Genomic DNA, 15,933 nt, shown 5'->3' with positions numbered 1-15,933 from the left:
TTATCCTTTCAGCAAGAGAAGCGCTACAGCACCGGCAATGATCCGGTACCACCCGAATGGTGCAAAGCCGTGCCGCCCCACCAGTGCGACAAAACCCCGTACCACCACCAGTGCGACGACGAACGCTACGGCCATGCCAATCGCGATCTCGGCGAAACTAACCCCCTGCCCTGCTGCCAGCGCGTGCCGCTGCCCCCAGATTTCTACTGAGCTCGCGCCCAGCATTGTCGGAATGGCAAGGAAGAACGAGAACTCCGCCGCCGTTCGCCGCTCGACACCGAGCGCGACGCCGCCAAGGATCGTCGCCCCGGACCGGCTTACCCCCGGCACCATCGACAGGCATTGGATCGCTCCGACGCCGGCGGCGATCCCGGCCGGCACGTCGGCAATGCCCCGGATGGTGCCCGGCCTTGCGAACCGTTCGACCAGCAGGATCGCGACTCCACCGGCGATCAGCGCCACCGCGACCACCGTCGCGTTGCCGAGCAGCGCCTCCACCTTCTTGTGCAGCGCAAGCCCGACCACCGCCGCGGGTAGAAAGGCGATCGCGATGTTGCGGACGAACCGGGCCGACCCGCGCTGTCCGCGCGCCAGCCCCGCCGCGACCGTCCAGAAGGTCCGCCAATACAGCACCACGACCGCCGCGATCGCGCCGAGCTGGATAACCACGTTGAACAGCTTCCACCGCGCGGCATCGTAGCCGAGCAGCTCGGTCGCGAGGATAAGGTGGCCGGTGGAGGAAACGGGCAGGAACTCGGTCACCCCCTCGACCACGCCCAGCAGCGCAGCGGCGAGCAGGTCGCTCATGCGGAAGCATCCCCCGTCTCAAGCACCCGGCGCGCAAACCGCCCCTGCCGCCGGTAGCGCACCAGCCATTCCCCAGCGACCGCCGCGATCGGCGTCGGCACGATCCCGAATGCCTCCAGCCCCTGCGCTCCGGGAGCGACCACATTGTCCGCTTGCAGCATCAGCCACTGATCGCGCGTGATCGGCATGCCGGGAAGAAATCCCGCCGACGCCAACGCCGCCCCGGCCAGGTCCGGCAGCTCAAGGAAGCGTGGCCGTCGCCCCGTTTCCGTCGCGATATAGCCAAGCAGCTCCCGCATCGTCAGCGTGTTGGGCCCGCCCAGCTCATAGGTCCGCCCGGCATGCGCCGCGGGCTCGGTCGCCGCGAGACAAATCGCCGCCGCGACATCGGCGACGTAGACCGGCTGAAACCGGGTCGGCGCCCGCAGCACCGGAACAACCGGCGCGATCGCGATCAGACGGGCGAAGCGGTTCAGGAAATGATCTTCGGGGCCGAACACCACCGACGGCCGCAGGATGGTCGCGGCCGGAAACGCCGAGCGTATCGCGTCGTCGCCCGCGCCCTTGGTCTGCGCATAGCGCGACCGCCCGGTCGCATCGGCACCGATGGCGGAGATATGCACCAGCGCCTCGACCCCCGCCTGGGCCGCGGCGGCCGCCACGATGCGCGCGCCGTTGAACTGGACCCGTGCCATGTCGGCCCCGAACGTACCAACCAGGTTGACGACCGCGTCCGCGCCCTCGACCGCCCGCGCGACCGTGTCGGCCCGGGTCACGTCGGCCGCGACGAACTGGCTCTGCCCCAGCCCGCCGAGCGGCTTCAGGTACAACGCGCGGCGCGGATCGCGCCCGGCGAACCGCACCCGCGCCCCGCTGCGCAACAGCGCCTGCGCGGCGTAGCGGCCGATGAACCCCCCGCCCCCGAACACCGTCACCAACCTGTCGCGCATCGCCTTTGTCCTCGCGTTCACCGGGGGCGTCCCTGCCCGCCCGCCGGGTTGTTGACAAGCCGCGCGACGCTCCCCTAGAGGCGCGCCCCTACCCGGGCTTCCAGCCCTCCGTGCCCAGATGGCGGAATTGGTAGACGCACCAGCTTCAGGTGCTGGCGGTCGCAAGGCCGTGGAGGTTCGAGTCCTCTTCTGGGCACCATTTTCCTGTTCGCGAACGGCCGCCAACAGTTGAGAAAACCACGGAAATCTGCGATAAAACAGCTCGACATGGTCGCTGCTGTTCGCTGCCGTACGCCCGCATTCGGGTGGTTCTGGGGGCCACGCTGGGGGCCACCGCTGAATGCGCTTTTGGAGTGGCCCCCATGCCCCTTACCGACGTAACCGTCCGTACGGCGAAGCCCGGCCCCAAGCCGATCAAGCTTTCCGACGAGCGCGGGCTGTTCCTGCTCGTGCAACCCTCCGGCGGAAAGCTGTGGAGGTTGAAGTACCGGATCGATGGCAAGGAGAAAAAGCTGGCGCTGGGCCGCTACCCGGACGTGGGATTGAAGGAAGCTCGTGAGCGGTCTGGTGAAGCGCGCAAGCTGCTCGCTGCCGGCGTTGACCCGTCGGAGAAGAAGCGATTGGATCGGCTCGATGCGACGCTCAGGGCCGCGACTATATTCAAAGCTGTAGCTGACGAGTACATCGAAAAATGCGAGCGGGAGGGACGAGCGGACGTAACCATCGGCAAGGCTCGTTGGCTGCTGTCGCTTCTGGAGCCCGCCTTGGGCTCGCGTCCGGTCAGCGAAATCAGCCCGCCGGAGCTGCTGGCGGCACTGAAAAAGGTCGAGGCGCGGGGGCACTTGGAGACCGCGCGCCGAATGCGCTCATTCGCAAGTCGGGTGTTCCGGTACGCGGTCGCGACTGCTCGCGCGTCTGCTGATCCGGCTGTGCCGCTGCGCGGTGCCCTGCTCGCACCCAAGGTGGTGCATCATGCGGCCATTCTTGAGCCGGCCGGCGTGGGCGCGCTGCTTAGAGCCATTGACGGCTACGAGGGCCAACCCATGACGCAGCTTGCGCTCCGCCTTGCGCCGCATGTCTTTGTGCGTCCTGGCGAGCTCCGGAAAGCCGAGTGGGAGGATATCGACTTCGAGGCGAGCGTCTGGACCATGGCTGCGTCCAAGATGAAGATGCGGCAACAGCCGCACAGGGTTCCGTTGTCCCGGCAAGCGGTCGAGCTACTCCGTTCGGCTCAGGCGATCACTGGCCGCCACCGATACGTGTTTGCATCCCTCTATCCCGGCACTCGGCCCATGTCGGGAAACACAATCAATGCCGCGCTGCGGCGGCTTGGCTATGCGGGAGACGAGATGACAGGACATGGCTTCCGCACGACTGCAAGCACGCTGCTGAACGAAAGCGGCAGATGGAATCCCGATGCGATAGAGCGGGCTCTTTCGCATAAGGACCCGAACGGCGTCCGTGCTGCATACCATCGTGGACAGCATTGGGCGGAGCGCGTAGAAATGGCGCAGTGGTGGTCAGATTACTTGACGAGCTTAGTGTCAGATAAGCCAAACAGCCTCGCCACGTCTTGGGCGCAGCGTTCGTCCGAAAGCGCTTAGCTGTCGGTAGTCGTTACAGCCGGTGCGGATAGGGTGATAATTCGCAAACTTGGGCTAATCTAGCCGACAAGTCGTCGTTTCGAGCTATGTCGATCGCAAACAGCTCGAGACGATCCTCACTAGCGTTGATGCCGAAACTGCCGATCAGCCCCTCGTCGCAAGCGGCCTGTCGATGGTGTGGATAGAGCAGGGTCAGGCGGCTGCAGCGATATAGGCGGCCGTAGGCCATCATCTGATAAACGTCCGCCTGCGACACGCCCTGTTTGGGGTCGTCGATCCGCGCCGTGATGCGCTTCCACTTGGTATCGATAACCTGGACGACGGCGTCGCCGCGCTTGATGAGGATGTCCGGCCGCGTCTGGAACAGGCCGCGGCGGTCGTCGGCCTCGAGGCAGTAGAGCCGGCCACCCTGGCTGACGACGCGCAGGTCGGTGTCGGCCAGCGCGCGCCTGAGCATCCGCGCGGCATATTCCTCGAACAGCGTGTTCATCTCGAACAGCAGCGAGAAGCCGTCGCTTCCGCCGGCCGACGTGGTCTGGAAGCGCTCGCCCAGCAGCAGCCGCGCCAGATTGAGCAGCTCGCGCCAGCGGGCGTTGGTGCGATCGAGCGTTACCTCGTCCCAGCGCAGCGCCGCGACAGGCACGTCGGCAATATCGGCATAGGCGAAGGCCAGTTCACGCAGCCGGCGCTGATTGTCGGTCGTGCGGGTGATGCGCGAGAGCCGGGTGACCGCCGCCTTCATGATGCGGTTCAGCGCGATGTCCGGGGTCAGCGCGTCGAAGCGGCACGCCAGCCGCGACGGTTCGACCGCCAGCGCGGTGAACTGGCGCGTCACGTTCAGCCGACCACGCAGCGTCGGCAGGTCGTCCTCATGCCCGACATAGCGGCGCGGCATCCCCTGCCGCACAGCATCGACCAGCTTTTCGGAGAATAGCCGGATCAGGATTTCGAGCAGCGTCTCGCGCTGCCAGTCGAGCGCGGTGACTTGGCCCGCGTCGATCTTCAGGTCGAGCGCGACCGCCAGCATGTGGACGAGCCGGCGGCGGATGTTCCCTGTCCTCTCGACATCGTTTCCACCAAGAACGTCGATCTTGGGCAGTATTTCGAGCGCACAGCCCTGCGCCGCGATGACGCCGACCACGCCTCGTGCGCGCAGGCGCTTGCGTCCGTGCTCGAGGACGCCGCCTCCGCCGCGGCCCGCCAATGGCGACGCTTCTGCGACCGCCGCGATCCGATCGGCGATGTCCGGCAGCAGTTCGTCTGCCGCCTCACCGTAGCGGATCGTCTCCCATTCGAGGATCGTGCGGCGGATCACGCCGCGGCGAAGCCGTCGTAGGAGAAGGTGTCGCGCACGCTCCAGCGATAACGCGCCGCTGCGTCCTCATCCCCGCCCAAACCCTTGGGCGCCTTCAGCCGACGGCGGTCGATGAATCTACCCTCGCGATCACCCGCGCCATCGTCGCCGTCACCCAGCACCGTGGCGACCTTCGCCCAGTCCTCGTAGAAATATTCGGCGAGTAGCGGGATGATCTTGTGGCGCATCACCTCGTCCACGTCCGCGCGGGTCGCGCAGCGGATGAAATAGGCGTGGCCGATCTGATGCTCGCGGTCGAACAGGTATTCAATTCGCTCGTTGATGGTGGATAGCAGGCCGGCGAGGTCGATGCCATCGACCGGCTTGAGCAGGCCCGCATCCGGCATCAGCTCGCGGAACTCGAAGCGGCGGCGCAGTGCGGTGTCGAGCAACGCGATCGAGCGGTCGGCGGTGTTCATCGTGCCTATGATGTGCAGGTTCGCTGGCACGCCGAACCGCGCCTCGCTGTACGGCAACGTCAGCCGCATGCCCTCGGCCATACCCAGTCGTTTGTCCGGCTCGATCAGCGTGATGAGCTCGCCGAACACCTTGGAGATATTGGCGCGGTTGATCTCGTCGATAACGAGGACATGCTCCTCCGCGCTCGCCTCGGCCGCCTCGGCCATCTGGCGCAGGACGCCGGGCTTAGCCTTGAGCGTGAAGCCGACGGCGTCTGCCAACGGCTGCGGCCGCAACCCCTCGATAAAATCCTCATAGGCGTAGTTCTGGTGGAAGGTGACGAAGCCGATCTGCCCCTGACCCTTCAGTTCCTCGTAGACTTTCCGCAGCTCCTGCCGACGCTCAACGTCTGTGAGCAGCGGATCGCCCTCGGCCAGGCCGCGGCACAGTCGCACCGCCTCCGCCATTGTACGGTAGGTTTTGCCCGTACCCGGCGGCCCGTAGAGGATGAGATTAAGCGGCGACCGCTTCACGGGGTCCGGCGCGGGGGCTTCCTCGGCAGGCAGGCCACCCCAATGCGTCATGTTGCGCAAGAACCAGTCGTAATCCTGCGGCTCGTCCATGAAGGCGAAGCGGATCAGTCGCTGCGCCATCTCGTTGGTCGGGTAAACCTCCCAAATCGTCGGCTGGTAGGTGTAGTGATACCACTCGCGCGGAACGTAAGCGGTCTGCCAATCGACCGACACGCGCTCGCCGGTACCCGCGTTAGCAGTGATCGTGCCGGTCGCCTTGATGGACATGACCGATACCGATCGCCCACGGCCATCAAATGGCAGGCCGTTCTTGCGGACATAGGTTGCCTTAATCGCGATCCGCTCGCCAGGGCGCATCCGAAGCACCTGCTCGCGATTGCGGTCGCTGGGGCTGTCGATGTCCCAGATCTCCTCAGTGAGAAAGCGATCGACCTGGTCGTCGCGACGACCATAGGATGCGCCGACGAACCAATAAGGACCGTCCTGCAACACCGCCGACTCCGCCTCAACCACCGGCGCGGCCGGCGGCGGCGCCTCCTCACCATCCCACTTTTCCTCTAGCGCGACCCAGATGAAGCCCTGCACATCGAACAGGTCGAGCGGGTTCCAGCCCAGCTCCTCTCGGAATAACGCGAACAGCGCGCGTAGCAGCTGGAGGTACTCGTCGAGGTCAATCGACTCGAACTGCTGGTGGGCGAACAACTTGCGGCCGAACAGGCGCTGGCCCATCGCCTCGATGCGGCTGACCTTGAACCAACTCGCCGCCTGCGGATGCATGGTGCCGACGACGCTGATCGTGATCGCCAGAACCTCACCACGGCGCAGCCCGGCAATCCCATCCGCCTTTAGCTGTTCGAGCGCGCGCGCATTATCTGCGATGGTCGCGAGCGGATCATCATCACTGCGCGCAAGTCGCGCGACGGTTTCGAAAAAGCGTTCGCGTAATGACCCGTCAGCCTTTTGCACCTCATCGAGCGTGCGCCAGCTGAGCGGTAAACCCTGCGCGTCGACGCTAAGCGCCCGATAAATCTGTTCACCGGCAGTGCGCTCATCGACGTCCGACGCGGCGAAGGCGCGCACTTTGTCGATCGTCTGGTCCTTGTAGCGACGTTCGGTCGTCCAGTAATCGCCATCTTGCCGCCGGAAATCGGTAAAGCCGGTCATCCGCGAAAGGAAGGTGCCCCGCAGCGCCTTGAACGCCGGCCAGTCGATCACGACGAAGCCGAGCGCGTCGAGCGCGGTCTTGCATTGCGCGCCGCCGGGCAGCACTTCGCTACCCGCGTGTGCAAGGGCGTCCCGCACGATCGCCTTACTGGGATAACGTATGCCCCGGTGGAGAAGCCAGAATTTGGCGGGTGCGCCTAGTCCGTCATGATTGGCAATGAACGCCTCAACCGAGCCGGCGGAATCGCAGCGGGCAATGGCGTCCAGGATGTTTTGTACGGTCAGGCCGAACGCTGAACCACTCCGCGCAACAGACCCGGCGTCAAGGAATCGTTGGTAGAAATTGAGCGCGGCGCGATAGCTTGCGAGACTGTCGTAGAGGCTACCCTCGATCGGAAACTTCGCCGGGTTAGCTCGTCCCGCACGCTGATCTGCCTTAGAGTACACTAGCGATGCGCGGATCGTTGCGACTGACTGGTTGTCGGGCAACATGTCGAGATCGCCGTAGACGCGATCGATCCGGCGGACATCGGCCATTTGGGTGCTAATCGTCCCCTTCGAGTAGCCCTCGGCCTCAAGCCACGCTTTGAACTCCGCTTCCCTCACGTTGCGCCCCTATCGTTGTAACCTTCGTCCCCGCTCACTCGCCCAGAGAGGAAGAGTACAGGTAACTCATTCAGCGCGGAGGTAATTGCCCCAGTCGGTTCAGGTCCAGCAATTCCGCGTCACCAAGACGATTTGGCGACGGCGCACAACATTCAGCCCGCTTTATCGGTGGCGGACCGTTGCATCGCACCTGTCGCGCGATGCCGTGCGGCCGCCGGCTGGCACAACGAGCTAGGAACGCTTGCGCGTCCCGGCCCGCGAGCCAATCAGCCTACACCAGCCGCGTCATTCGCACACGATTGCTTGGCGTGGACGCAGACGATGGCGAGGCACGTCTCTTTTAAGGGGAGCTGAGCAAATGTAGCGTGCTCGCCCCGAGGCTCTCGCCTGCGTTGAAACCATTGTTTTGTTGGCGCGGCCGCAAGCTAACGTCGGAAGAGCATCGCGCATACCCGTCTTTCTTCCCCGACGGAAGGAGCGGGGCAGAAGCGACCGTTTTGCAAAGTCCAAATAGCTCTCCGGGTTTTGTCACGTCGTCTCAGCCCCTTAGCGAAATCCTCAGGCGACGATCGCTATATGGGCGGCTTACTTGAATAGCGTTGCCGTGTAAGTTGGCCTCCTAACAGATGTAGGTTAGGACGTTTGCGACGAGCGTTCCGGAGCGGATGCCTCCTCCGATTTCCAAGCGAGGAGCGGCGTTGCCTCAACCCGGCTACAGTACTGCCGAAACTCGCACGTGAATGGCCGTTCGCAGTGTGGCCCAGTTGCACGCTGCACCTCCGCTCCTTCGACCGTGCGGCGGGCCTGATGCGCCACTGCTCCGCGGGTGCTAAGATAGCGCTCCAGCGGCTGGGTGACATCGGCGTCGACGAATCGGACGGCAGCGATGTCGGGGCGCGCCCAGGAGAATGGCGGCGCAAGATGACGGATCACCGCTTGGCGGACATGCAGCCCGGTGCCGCGCATGACCCACACCTGGGTAGCGAGATCGGCAAGTTCATACGCCTTGACCCGTGTCGAGGCCTTCACCTCGATTGCCCGCCAGCCACGGGCGAAGGGCTCCAGAATGTCGACCCGGCACAGCACGCCTTGGTGCTGAAAGGTCGCTTCGAAGATCGGACGGGCGGGTCCCGCCCGAAGCAGCTCGGCGGTACGGGCGAGGGCCGTCGCCATGTCGTCAGGCGCAACATCGACCATGATGCCGTCCGGCACTAGGAACGCCGCCTCCGCGCCCACGTGATGACCGAACCGGAACCGGGCCAACGTGTCGGCATCGAACCGCGCTTCATCGCGGCGATGTACCTGCAACCATAGCCGGCGGGGGCAGTGCTCGAATGCGGCGATCTTCGACTTAGACAGCCGATGCGGGCCCGCGCTCATGCCACACACTCCGGCGCGGCGGGTCTGGCAATGGGTGGCGTCGGCTCGCCTAGCGCGATCAGATAGTCGGCAGCAGCCTGAGCGCGGCTGGCGGCCGTGACGATCGCTCGCGGGTCATCTTTTAGCGCCGCCAGCCAGGAAGCGATATACAGGGCGTGGTCCTCGCGCGGCGTGGCGGCGAGCCCGAGATGCCCGACGGTGAACGCTGCGCCGAGCTCGGCTACCAGTTCCTCCATCGCATAAGCGTGTGAGCCGAACCGACCCGTAAGGTCCCGATCGAGACGGGATTTGATCCCCGTCCAGTGCGTCAGCTCATGAGCATAAACCGAATAGTAGGCTTCGGCCGATCGGAAGGCGCTGAACGAGGGTAGGAAGACGTTGTCGCTGGCCGGATCGTAGAAGGCGTCGTCGGAGCCATGCGACACCTCCGCCGGCAACGCCGCGAAGAACTCCTCGGCGGCGCTGATCCGCGCGGCGAGCGGCAATACCGGCTGCTTAGGCGTCCAGCCGTCGACCTGTGCGGCGTTGAAGACGTGGAACGCCCGGGCGAGCATACGCTGCCGGCTCCGCTCGTGATCGGCGTCGGTCTGGTCCTGGTCGGTAGCGCCTGAACCCACCGTCTTCCACAGCAGTACGACCGTGGCTTGCTCGCCCTTGCGCACCTGAGCACCGGTGGCGGACCACTGGCGGTAGGTCGCCCACTTGCCCGTCGGATAACCTGCCTCGGTTGCCGCCGCCCAGAGCAGCAGCGTGTTGATACCCCGATACGGCCGGCCTGACACGGCGTTGAGCGGGGTGGAGGTGCCGCTGCTGCGATGCCATGGCATACGATATTTGCCCGATCGCGCGCCCGCTTCGATCGCGGCGAGGATTGACCGCGTAATTGCCTGGTAAAGGTCGGTTCGCATGAACGCTCCGCGTCGTTGTCACGCGAGCTGGTTCATCAAGGCTTCTGTAATTTTTGCTCGCGCTTCGACCCAGAATGGGCCGTTCGCGGCAGCCTTCGCACCTTCCAATTTCTACCATTTGTTCATCGCGGTCGCAGCCCCTCCTTTCGCCCCACCAAGCTCTGTCCAGAATTGGATTAGTCGGACAGCGCTTGGCGGGCTCGAGCCGAATGCGTGCGTTGCCATTCTTTCGCGCGCTGACCTGGTGGCACCCTACACCTGACCGGTCGGCAGTCTACCGGACGGTGCCCAGGCCGGCGATCAAGCTTTTCCCAGTTGCGCGCGCTGCAGCGTTGCGCGAAGCGCTAGCCCGTGGAACTGCAAAGTACCCGCCGGCCGGCCGCCGAGTTCAAGCATGGCGCCGCGCTGACCGCCGTCATCAAAGATATTCTGGCCGAGAACGGCGTGCGCGCGGCGGTGGCGTTCTGGGGGCGTGGCTGCGAGGACTGGGTCACAGGTGGCAATGCGCAGATCATCGCCAATCTCAGGATGGGCGGAACGAACCCGCACGCGCTAAAAAAGGTTAAGGCGTCGCTGAAGCGCTGCGACCGCCTACACGCGAAGGTGTTCATCGGCAGGGATCGCGCCGTTATCGCGTCCGCCAACGTCTCGATCAACGGTCTCGCGCTAGAGGGTGCGGAGACCGCATCCTGGATCGAGGCCGGCATCGTGACCGACGACATCGACGCCATACACGGCTGGTTCGACGACCTCTGGCAGCACGGATCTCACGAGATCACAGGGTCCGACTGGGCGCGGGCCGAGGCTGCATGGAGCCTTCGTCCCCGCGCGAAGCCCAGCCTCGCATCCTTCGCCGACTTCGACGTGGACGCCGAGACGCTGCCGCTGGTCACCTGGATCGACAACAGCACGTGGACCGTCAACGAGCACGAGGTCCGGAAACAGCTCGGCCACTTCGACGCCCTGGCGAAGCAGCGGGTCGACGCCGGCATCGGCATCTCCCATCCGGATGATGATGACGTGTTGAAGGAGCGCTGGGTGCTCTGCTGGATGAAGGGTGCCCGCGCCCGGACGATCAAGGGCACACCGTGGTTTGCCGAGACCAGCGCGACGATCGTCCGGACCGGCTTCTCCTACGACCACGACGGTGAGGCATTCGACGTTATGCTCGCGCCCGAGAGGGATTCGGAACAGCCGTTCGACCCGAGCGAGGCGCGGTTCGTGGCCGCGCTGCGGAAGACGCTGCGCGATCCCGCCTTCCAGCAGCTCCACGAGGACGAGAAGGAAGGGGAAGGTTGGTTCGCAGCGCGCCAGTCGCTACTTCGGCAGTTCTGGGCGCAGCTTAAACAGGTCTACGACCGGACAGGTCCAGAGAAGGGGTAAAGCGGAGGGGGGGGCAGTCGGCGAGCCGCCTTCAGCTGCGGTCGCTGAGCACCGTCACGGACCAGCCGTGATAGCTGCACAGGAACTCGCCTCCCGGGGTCGGTCCTTGGACTTTACGCGCAGGCGCGCTTAATCGCCGAAGCGACATCTTGCGCAACGGCTGACATCGAGGAGATTGCAATAGGTATGCTGCTACAGCGTTGACCCAATTTCCACCGCTAGAAGCAGCTCGAGCCTGCTCCGGTTCCGACGCTGATCCATGTCCTTCTATCCTGCTCGGCTTATTCCCACCGGGCCTGGAGCGTCCCGCTCTATTCCCACCCCCGCGTCTGCCCTGCCACATCGGTTTGGCAGCCCAAGACAGCGACGAAAGCCGTGGAACGCGGGACAGCTACCCGCTAGGCATAGGCCCACGGAGGGAACGCGGCTTGTTTACTGATGGGCATCACGAGATTGCCGGGTCGAGCTGGGATGTCGAGAATCGGCTACGCGGACCTTTCCCGCGTACGTCCCTACGGCCCACCTCATGACGGGTGCGGAAGCGCAGATCGAGCGCGACCTCATCGACAAGCTGCAGGCGCTGAAATACGAGTACCGCCCTGACATCCAGAGCCGGCACGAGCTCGAGCGCAACTTCCGCGCTAAGTTCGATCAACTCAACCGCGTCACCCTGTCGGACACGGAGTTTCAGCGCCTGCTGGAAAAGATCACCACGCCCGACGTGTTCGCCGCGGCGAGCTCACTGCGCGAGCGCGACACGATCGAGCGCGACGACGGCACCCCGCTGAACTACACGCTTGTCAACATTCGGGACTGGTGCAAGAACACCTTCGAAGTCGTCAACCAGCTACGGATCAACACGGACGACAGCCACCATCGCTACGACGTGATCCTGCTGATCAACGGCGTGCCCGTCGTGCAGATTGAGCTGAAGGCGCACGCCGTCAGCCCGCGACGCGCGATGCAGCAAATCGTCGATTATAAGAGCGAGCAGGGCACCGGGTACCGCCGCACTCTGCTATGCTACATCCAGCTTTTCGTCGTCAGCAATCGCGTGGACACTTGGTACTTCGCGAACAACAACGCGAAGCATTTCAGCTTCGATGCCGACGAACGTTTCCTACCGGTTTATCAGTTCGCGGCCGAGGACAACAAGAAGATCGTTCATCTCGACCAGTTCGCCGAGAAGTTCCTGGCGAAATGCACGCTGGGTCAGATGATCAGCCGCTACATGGTCATCATCGCGAGCGAGCAGAAGCTTTTGATGATGCGGCCCTACCAGATCTACGCGGTCAAGGCGATCGTCGACTGCATCCGGCAAAACGTCGGTAACGGTTACGTCTGGCACACCACGGGCAGCGGCAAGACGCTGACGTCTTTCAAGGCGTCGACGCTGCTCAAGGACGATCCGAACATCGAGAAGTGCCTGTTTGTCGTCGACCGCAAGGACCTCGACCGGCAGACCCGCGAGGAGTTTAATCGATTCCAGCCGGGCTGCGTCGAGGAGAACACCAACACCGAAGCGCTGGTCCGCCGTTTGCTGTCGGACGACTACGCCGACAAGGTGATCGTCACCACCATCCAGAAGCTCGGCCTCGCGCTCGGCGACGGCGGCAAGCGAAACTACAAGGCGCGGCTCCAACCGCTCGCGGGCAAGCGCGTCGCCTTCATCTTCGACGAGTGCCACCGCTCGCAGTTCGGCGAGAACCACAAGGCGATCAAGGAATTCTTCCCTCACGCGCAGCTGTTCGGCTTCACGGGTACGCCGATTTTCGAGACCAACGCGCGCTACGAACAGGTGGAAGGCGAACAGGCCAGCCTGCGCACGACCGAGACATTGTTCGAACGGTGTCTGCACGAATACACGATCACGCACGCGATCGAGGATCGCAACGTGCTCCGGTTCCACATCGATTACTACAAGGCCGAAGGCGATGCGCCCAAGCCCGGCGAGGGCCCGAGGAAGGAGAAGGTCGTTGAGACGATCCTGGCCAAGCACGACGCCGCCACCGCGGACCGCCGCTTCAACGCGATCCTGGCGACCGGCTCGATCAATGAGGCGATCGAATATTGGGAGGCGTTCAAGGCGATCCAGGCCGCGCGCCTCGCCGCCGATCCCGACTTCCGGCCGCTCAACGTTGCATGTGTCTTCTCGCCCCCGGCCGAGGGCGACGCGGATGTTCGGCAGCTACAGGAGGACCTGGCGCAGGAGGTGCGCGACAACCAAGTTGACCCCGACGCGAAGAAGACGGCGCTGAAAGCGATCATCGACGACCATAATACCCGGTACGGCACCAATCACCGGATCGACGAGTTCGATCTTTACTATCAAGATGTGCAGAAGCGCATCAAGGCCCAGCAATGGCCCAACGCCGACCTGCCGCGGTCGCAGAAGATCGACGTCGTCATCGTCGTCGACATGCTGCTAACGGGCTTCGATTCCAAGTTTCTGAACACGCTCTACGTCGACAAGAGGCTGAGGCATCACGGGCTGATCCAGGCCTTCTCGCGCACAAACCGCGTGCTCAACGACAGCAAGCCTTATGGCAACATCCTCGATTTCCGGGGGCAGCAGGATAGTGTCGACGAGGCGATCGCGCTATTCTCGGGCGAGAGCACCGAGGCGCCCGCCGCCATCTGGCTCGTCGATCCCGCGCCCAAGGTGATCGGGACCCTGAGCGACGCGGTCAAGCGGCTCGACGAATTCATGACCTCCCAGGGGCTTGAGCCCCGGCCGGAGGAGGTGCCCAATCTGAAGGGCGACGGCGCGCGCTCGACGTTCGTAGAGCTGTTCAAGGGCGTGCAGCGGCTGAAGACGCAGCTCGACCAATATACCGACCTGGGCGAGGAGCAGAAGGCGGAGATCGCGCGCGTGGCGCCCCTCGAGGCGCTGCAGGGCTTCCGCAGCGCCTATCTGGAGACGGCGCAGCGACTGCGGGCTCAGCAGCGCCGGGAGGGCGACGACGCCGCGCCGGAGGTGCGGGACCTTGATTTCGAGTTCGTGCTCTTCGCCTCGGCAGTGGTCGATTACGACTACATCATGGGCCTGATCGCGAAGATGACGCAGGCCCCGGCCGGCAAGCGGACGTTGAGCCGCGAGCGCCTGATCGGCCTGATCCAGGCCGATGCCAAGTTCATCGACGAGCGCGACGACATCACGGACTATATCCGCGGGCTGCCCGTCGACCAGCCGCTCGAAGAAGCGGAGATCAAAGCTGGGTACCAAGCGTTTAAGACGAACAAGGAGGCGGCCGAACTGACCGCGATCGCCGAGCGGCATGATCTGGATGTCGCGGCGCTCCAGGCGTTCGTTGACGAGATCGTCCGCCGCCGCGTGTTCGACGAGGACGCGCTTCGCGAGCTGATGGCCCCGCTGGGTCTCGGCTGGAAGGCGCGGGCGCAGGCGGAACTGGCGCTGATGGAGGCGCTAACGCCGCAGCTGCACCGGCTGGCGGAGGGCCGGGTGATTTCTGGGCTGAGCGCGTATGAGCAGTGACGCGGCGGGCGTGGTTGCGGGCGAGGTAAGCAGCACGGACGGGTTAATACCGAAGCTGCGATTTCCGGAATTCAGCGGAACAGAGGCGTGGGGTGTCCGGCGATTGGGAAGTCTTGTCTCCTTTTCTTCTGGTGGAACGCCAGCAAAGGAAAACCCCGCGTATTGGGGCGGCGATATACCTTGGGTGAGCGCATCATCGATGTACAATGTTCTGCTCAGCGAGGCAGATCATTATGTCACACCACTAGCCATCGGTAACGGCACCAGCCTTGCAAAAAAAGGAGCAATCCTAATTCTAGTTCGCGGGAGCATGCTGTTCAAGCGAGTACCGATTTGTTTGGCAGAGGTTGACGTTGCATTTAATCAGGATGTCAAAGCGCTAAACGTTTCACCCTCTTTGGCACCTTCCTTTATCTTAAACCAGCTGTTAGCTGTCCAATGCCGTATCCCCATTCAAGTAACGGGGATGGGTGCGGGAAAGATCGAGTCAGACCATCTAGTCGGACTCGATCTGCCAATCCCGAATATCGCCGAGCAACAGAAGATCGCTGATTGCCTTTCCTCGATCGACGCGGTGATCGCGGCGGAGAGAGAGCGGTTGGTGGCGCTCCGGGAGCACAAGAAGGGCCTGATGCAAGCGCTCTTCCCAACCGAAGGTCAAACCAATCCCCGCTTTCGCTTTCCCGAGTTCCGGGATGCGGGGGAGTGGGTGGAGCGGCCGCTTAGCGAACTGCTGGCATGCCCTCCTGCCTATGGTGCAAATGCCGGGGCGGTGCCCTACGACACGCAGCTGCCGACCTATCTTCGCATCACCGACATCTCCGACGAAGGTCGGTTTGTTGATGCGGGCAAGATGTCCGTGGATCTGGTCGCCGATGATTTCAACACAATGCAGGGGGGCGACATCGCTCTGACGCGAACAGGTGCAAGCGTGGGTAAATCCTACCTGCATGCCGACGCGAACGGCCCTTTGGTGTTTGCTGGATTCCTTATCAGGGTTCGGCCAGACCAACAACGCGCTCTGCCACAGATCATCTTCCAATACATGCAAACGCAGCGTTATTGGTCGTGGGTGGCGAGAGTGTCGGGACGAAGCGGCCAGCCGGGCATCAACAGCACCGAGTACGGATCGCTACCAATCCCCCTACCGCCAGGGGCTCCGGGCGAGGCACTGAAAGAGCAACAGCTAATAGCGGATTGTTTCTCGTCCCTCGACTTGCTCGCTGCGGCAATTGCCAACGGGATCGATACATTGAAGGCCCATAAGTCCGGTCTGATGCAGCAGCTCTTCCCCTCGCCCGCCCAGCCACCGGCGTGACCCCCGCCACTTCCTACCCCGACCTGCCCGC

General features: G+C 63.9%; 10 protein-coding genes and 1 tRNA gene. 5 read left to right on the top strand and 6 right to left on the bottom strand.

Translation table 11 applies throughout. From position 1 onward, the window contains the following. Entirely contained in the window at positions 1 to 807 is an 807-nt protein-coding gene (locus ACP2AD_RS02800) for an undecaprenyl-diphosphate phosphatase (RefSeq protein ID WP_425228562.1), read from the bottom strand. Further along, positions 804 to 1,757: a complex I NDUFA9 subunit family protein gene (locus ACP2AD_RS02795; protein WP_425228561.1), complete on the bottom strand. Its 954-nt coding sequence runs from the start codon at positions 1,755 to 1,757 to the stop codon at positions 804 to 806. The genes ACP2AD_RS02800 and ACP2AD_RS02795 overlap by 4 nt, the downstream gene beginning before the upstream one ends. Positions 1,758 to 1,869: 112 nt before the next feature. Between ACP2AD_RS02795 and ACP2AD_RS02790 the strand changes: the two genes are divergently transcribed. Together ACP2AD_RS02790 and ACP2AD_RS02785 are read left to right on the top strand one after the other, a co-directional pair. Beyond that, a tRNA-Leu gene (locus ACP2AD_RS02790) sits at positions 1,870 to 1,956 on the top strand. 163 nt (positions 1,957 to 2,119) lie between these two features. Then, positions 2,120 to 3,361 (top strand): tyrosine-type recombinase/integrase, encoded by a 1,242-nt coding sequence (locus tag ACP2AD_RS02785; protein WP_425228560.1) that lies wholly within the window; start codon positions 2,120 to 2,122, stop codon positions 3,359 to 3,361. A gap of 13 nt (positions 3,362 to 3,374) precedes the next feature. Here the strand turns inward: ACP2AD_RS02785 and ACP2AD_RS02780 are convergent, their stop codons facing one another. From ACP2AD_RS02780 to ACP2AD_RS02765, 4 genes are all read right to left on the bottom strand, one after another. After that, a complete protein-coding gene (locus ACP2AD_RS02780) occupies positions 3,375 to 4,676 on the bottom strand; it encodes an McrC family protein (protein ID WP_425228559.1) in 1,302 nt (433 codons plus the stop codon). Beyond that, a complete protein-coding gene (locus ACP2AD_RS02775; protein ID WP_425228558.1) occupies positions 4,673 to 7,417 on the bottom strand; it encodes an McrB family protein in 2,745 nt (914 codons plus the stop codon). Before ACP2AD_RS02775 ends, ACP2AD_RS02780 begins: the two co-directional genes overlap by 4 nt. A gap of 633 nt (positions 7,418 to 8,050) precedes the next feature. Next, complete coding sequence (locus ACP2AD_RS02770; protein WP_425228557.1) at positions 8,051 to 8,797, bottom strand: hypothetical protein; 747 nt, start codon at positions 8,795 to 8,797, stop codon at positions 8,051 to 8,053. Then, on the bottom strand, positions 8,794 to 9,705 hold the full coding sequence (locus ACP2AD_RS02765; RefSeq protein ID WP_425228556.1) for an ArdC family protein: 912 nt from the start codon (positions 9,703 to 9,705) through the stop codon (positions 8,794 to 8,796). The genes ACP2AD_RS02770 and ACP2AD_RS02765 overlap by 4 nt, the downstream gene beginning before the upstream one ends. 351 nt (positions 9,706 to 10,056) lie before the next feature. On the opposite strand from ACP2AD_RS02765, the gene ACP2AD_RS02760 reads away from it, so the two are divergent. The 3 genes from ACP2AD_RS02760 (at position 10,057) to ACP2AD_RS02750 (ending at position 15,902) form a co-directional block, all read left to right on the top strand. Beyond that, a complete protein-coding gene (locus ACP2AD_RS02760) occupies positions 10,057 to 11,088 on the top strand; it encodes a phospholipase D family protein (protein WP_425228555.1) in 1,032 nt (343 codons plus the stop codon). A 526-nt stretch (positions 11,089 to 11,614) separates the two neighbouring features. Next, on the top strand, positions 11,615 to 14,584 hold the full coding sequence (locus tag ACP2AD_RS02755) for a type I restriction endonuclease subunit R (RefSeq protein ID WP_425228554.1): 2,970 nt from the start codon (positions 11,615 to 11,617) through the stop codon (positions 14,582 to 14,584). Continuing rightward, positions 14,574 to 15,902: a restriction endonuclease subunit S gene (locus tag ACP2AD_RS02750; protein ID WP_425228553.1), complete on the top strand. Its 1,329-nt coding sequence runs from the start codon at positions 14,574 to 14,576 to the stop codon at positions 15,900 to 15,902. The genes ACP2AD_RS02755 and ACP2AD_RS02750 overlap by 11 nt, the downstream gene beginning before the upstream one ends. Positions 15,903 to 15,933 lie beyond the last annotated feature (31 nt).

The organism is Sphingomonas sp., from assembly GCF_965248875.1.
Classification (GTDB): Bacteria; Pseudomonadota; Alphaproteobacteria; order Sphingomonadales; family Sphingomonadaceae; genus Sphingomonas.
The sequence above is the reverse complement of the archived record's forward strand: the minus strand, read 5'-3'. Positions and strand labels throughout refer to the sequence as shown.

What these genes read in the sequence shown, in the direction of transcription:
- ACP2AD_RS02750 (WP_425228553.1), top strand. Translation starts at nt 14,574, where the DNA reads ATGAGCAGTGACGCGGCGGGCGTGGTTGCGGGCGAGGTAAGCAGCACG.
- ACP2AD_RS02795 (WP_425228561.1), bottom strand. Translation starts at nt 1,757, where the DNA reads ATGCGCGACAGGTTGGTGACGGTGTTCGGGGGCGGGGGGTTCATCGGC.
- ACP2AD_RS02785 (WP_425228560.1), top strand. Translation starts at nt 2,120, where the DNA reads ATGCCCCTTACCGACGTAACCGTCCGTACGGCGAAGCCCGGCCCCAAG.
- ACP2AD_RS02770 (WP_425228557.1), bottom strand. Translation starts at nt 8,797, where the DNA reads ATGAGCGCGGGCCCGCATCGGCTGTCTAAGTCGAAGATCGCCGCATTC.
- ACP2AD_RS02755 (WP_425228554.1), top strand. Translation starts at nt 11,615, where the DNA reads ATGACGGGTGCGGAAGCGCAGATCGAGCGCGACCTCATCGACAAGCTG.
- ACP2AD_RS02800 (WP_425228562.1), bottom strand. Translation starts at nt 807, where the DNA reads ATGAGCGACCTGCTCGCCGCTGCGCTGCTGGGCGTGGTCGAGGGGGTG.
- ACP2AD_RS02765 (WP_425228556.1), bottom strand. Translation starts at nt 9,705, where the DNA reads ATGCGAACCGACCTTTACCAGGCAATTACGCGGTCAATCCTCGCCGCG.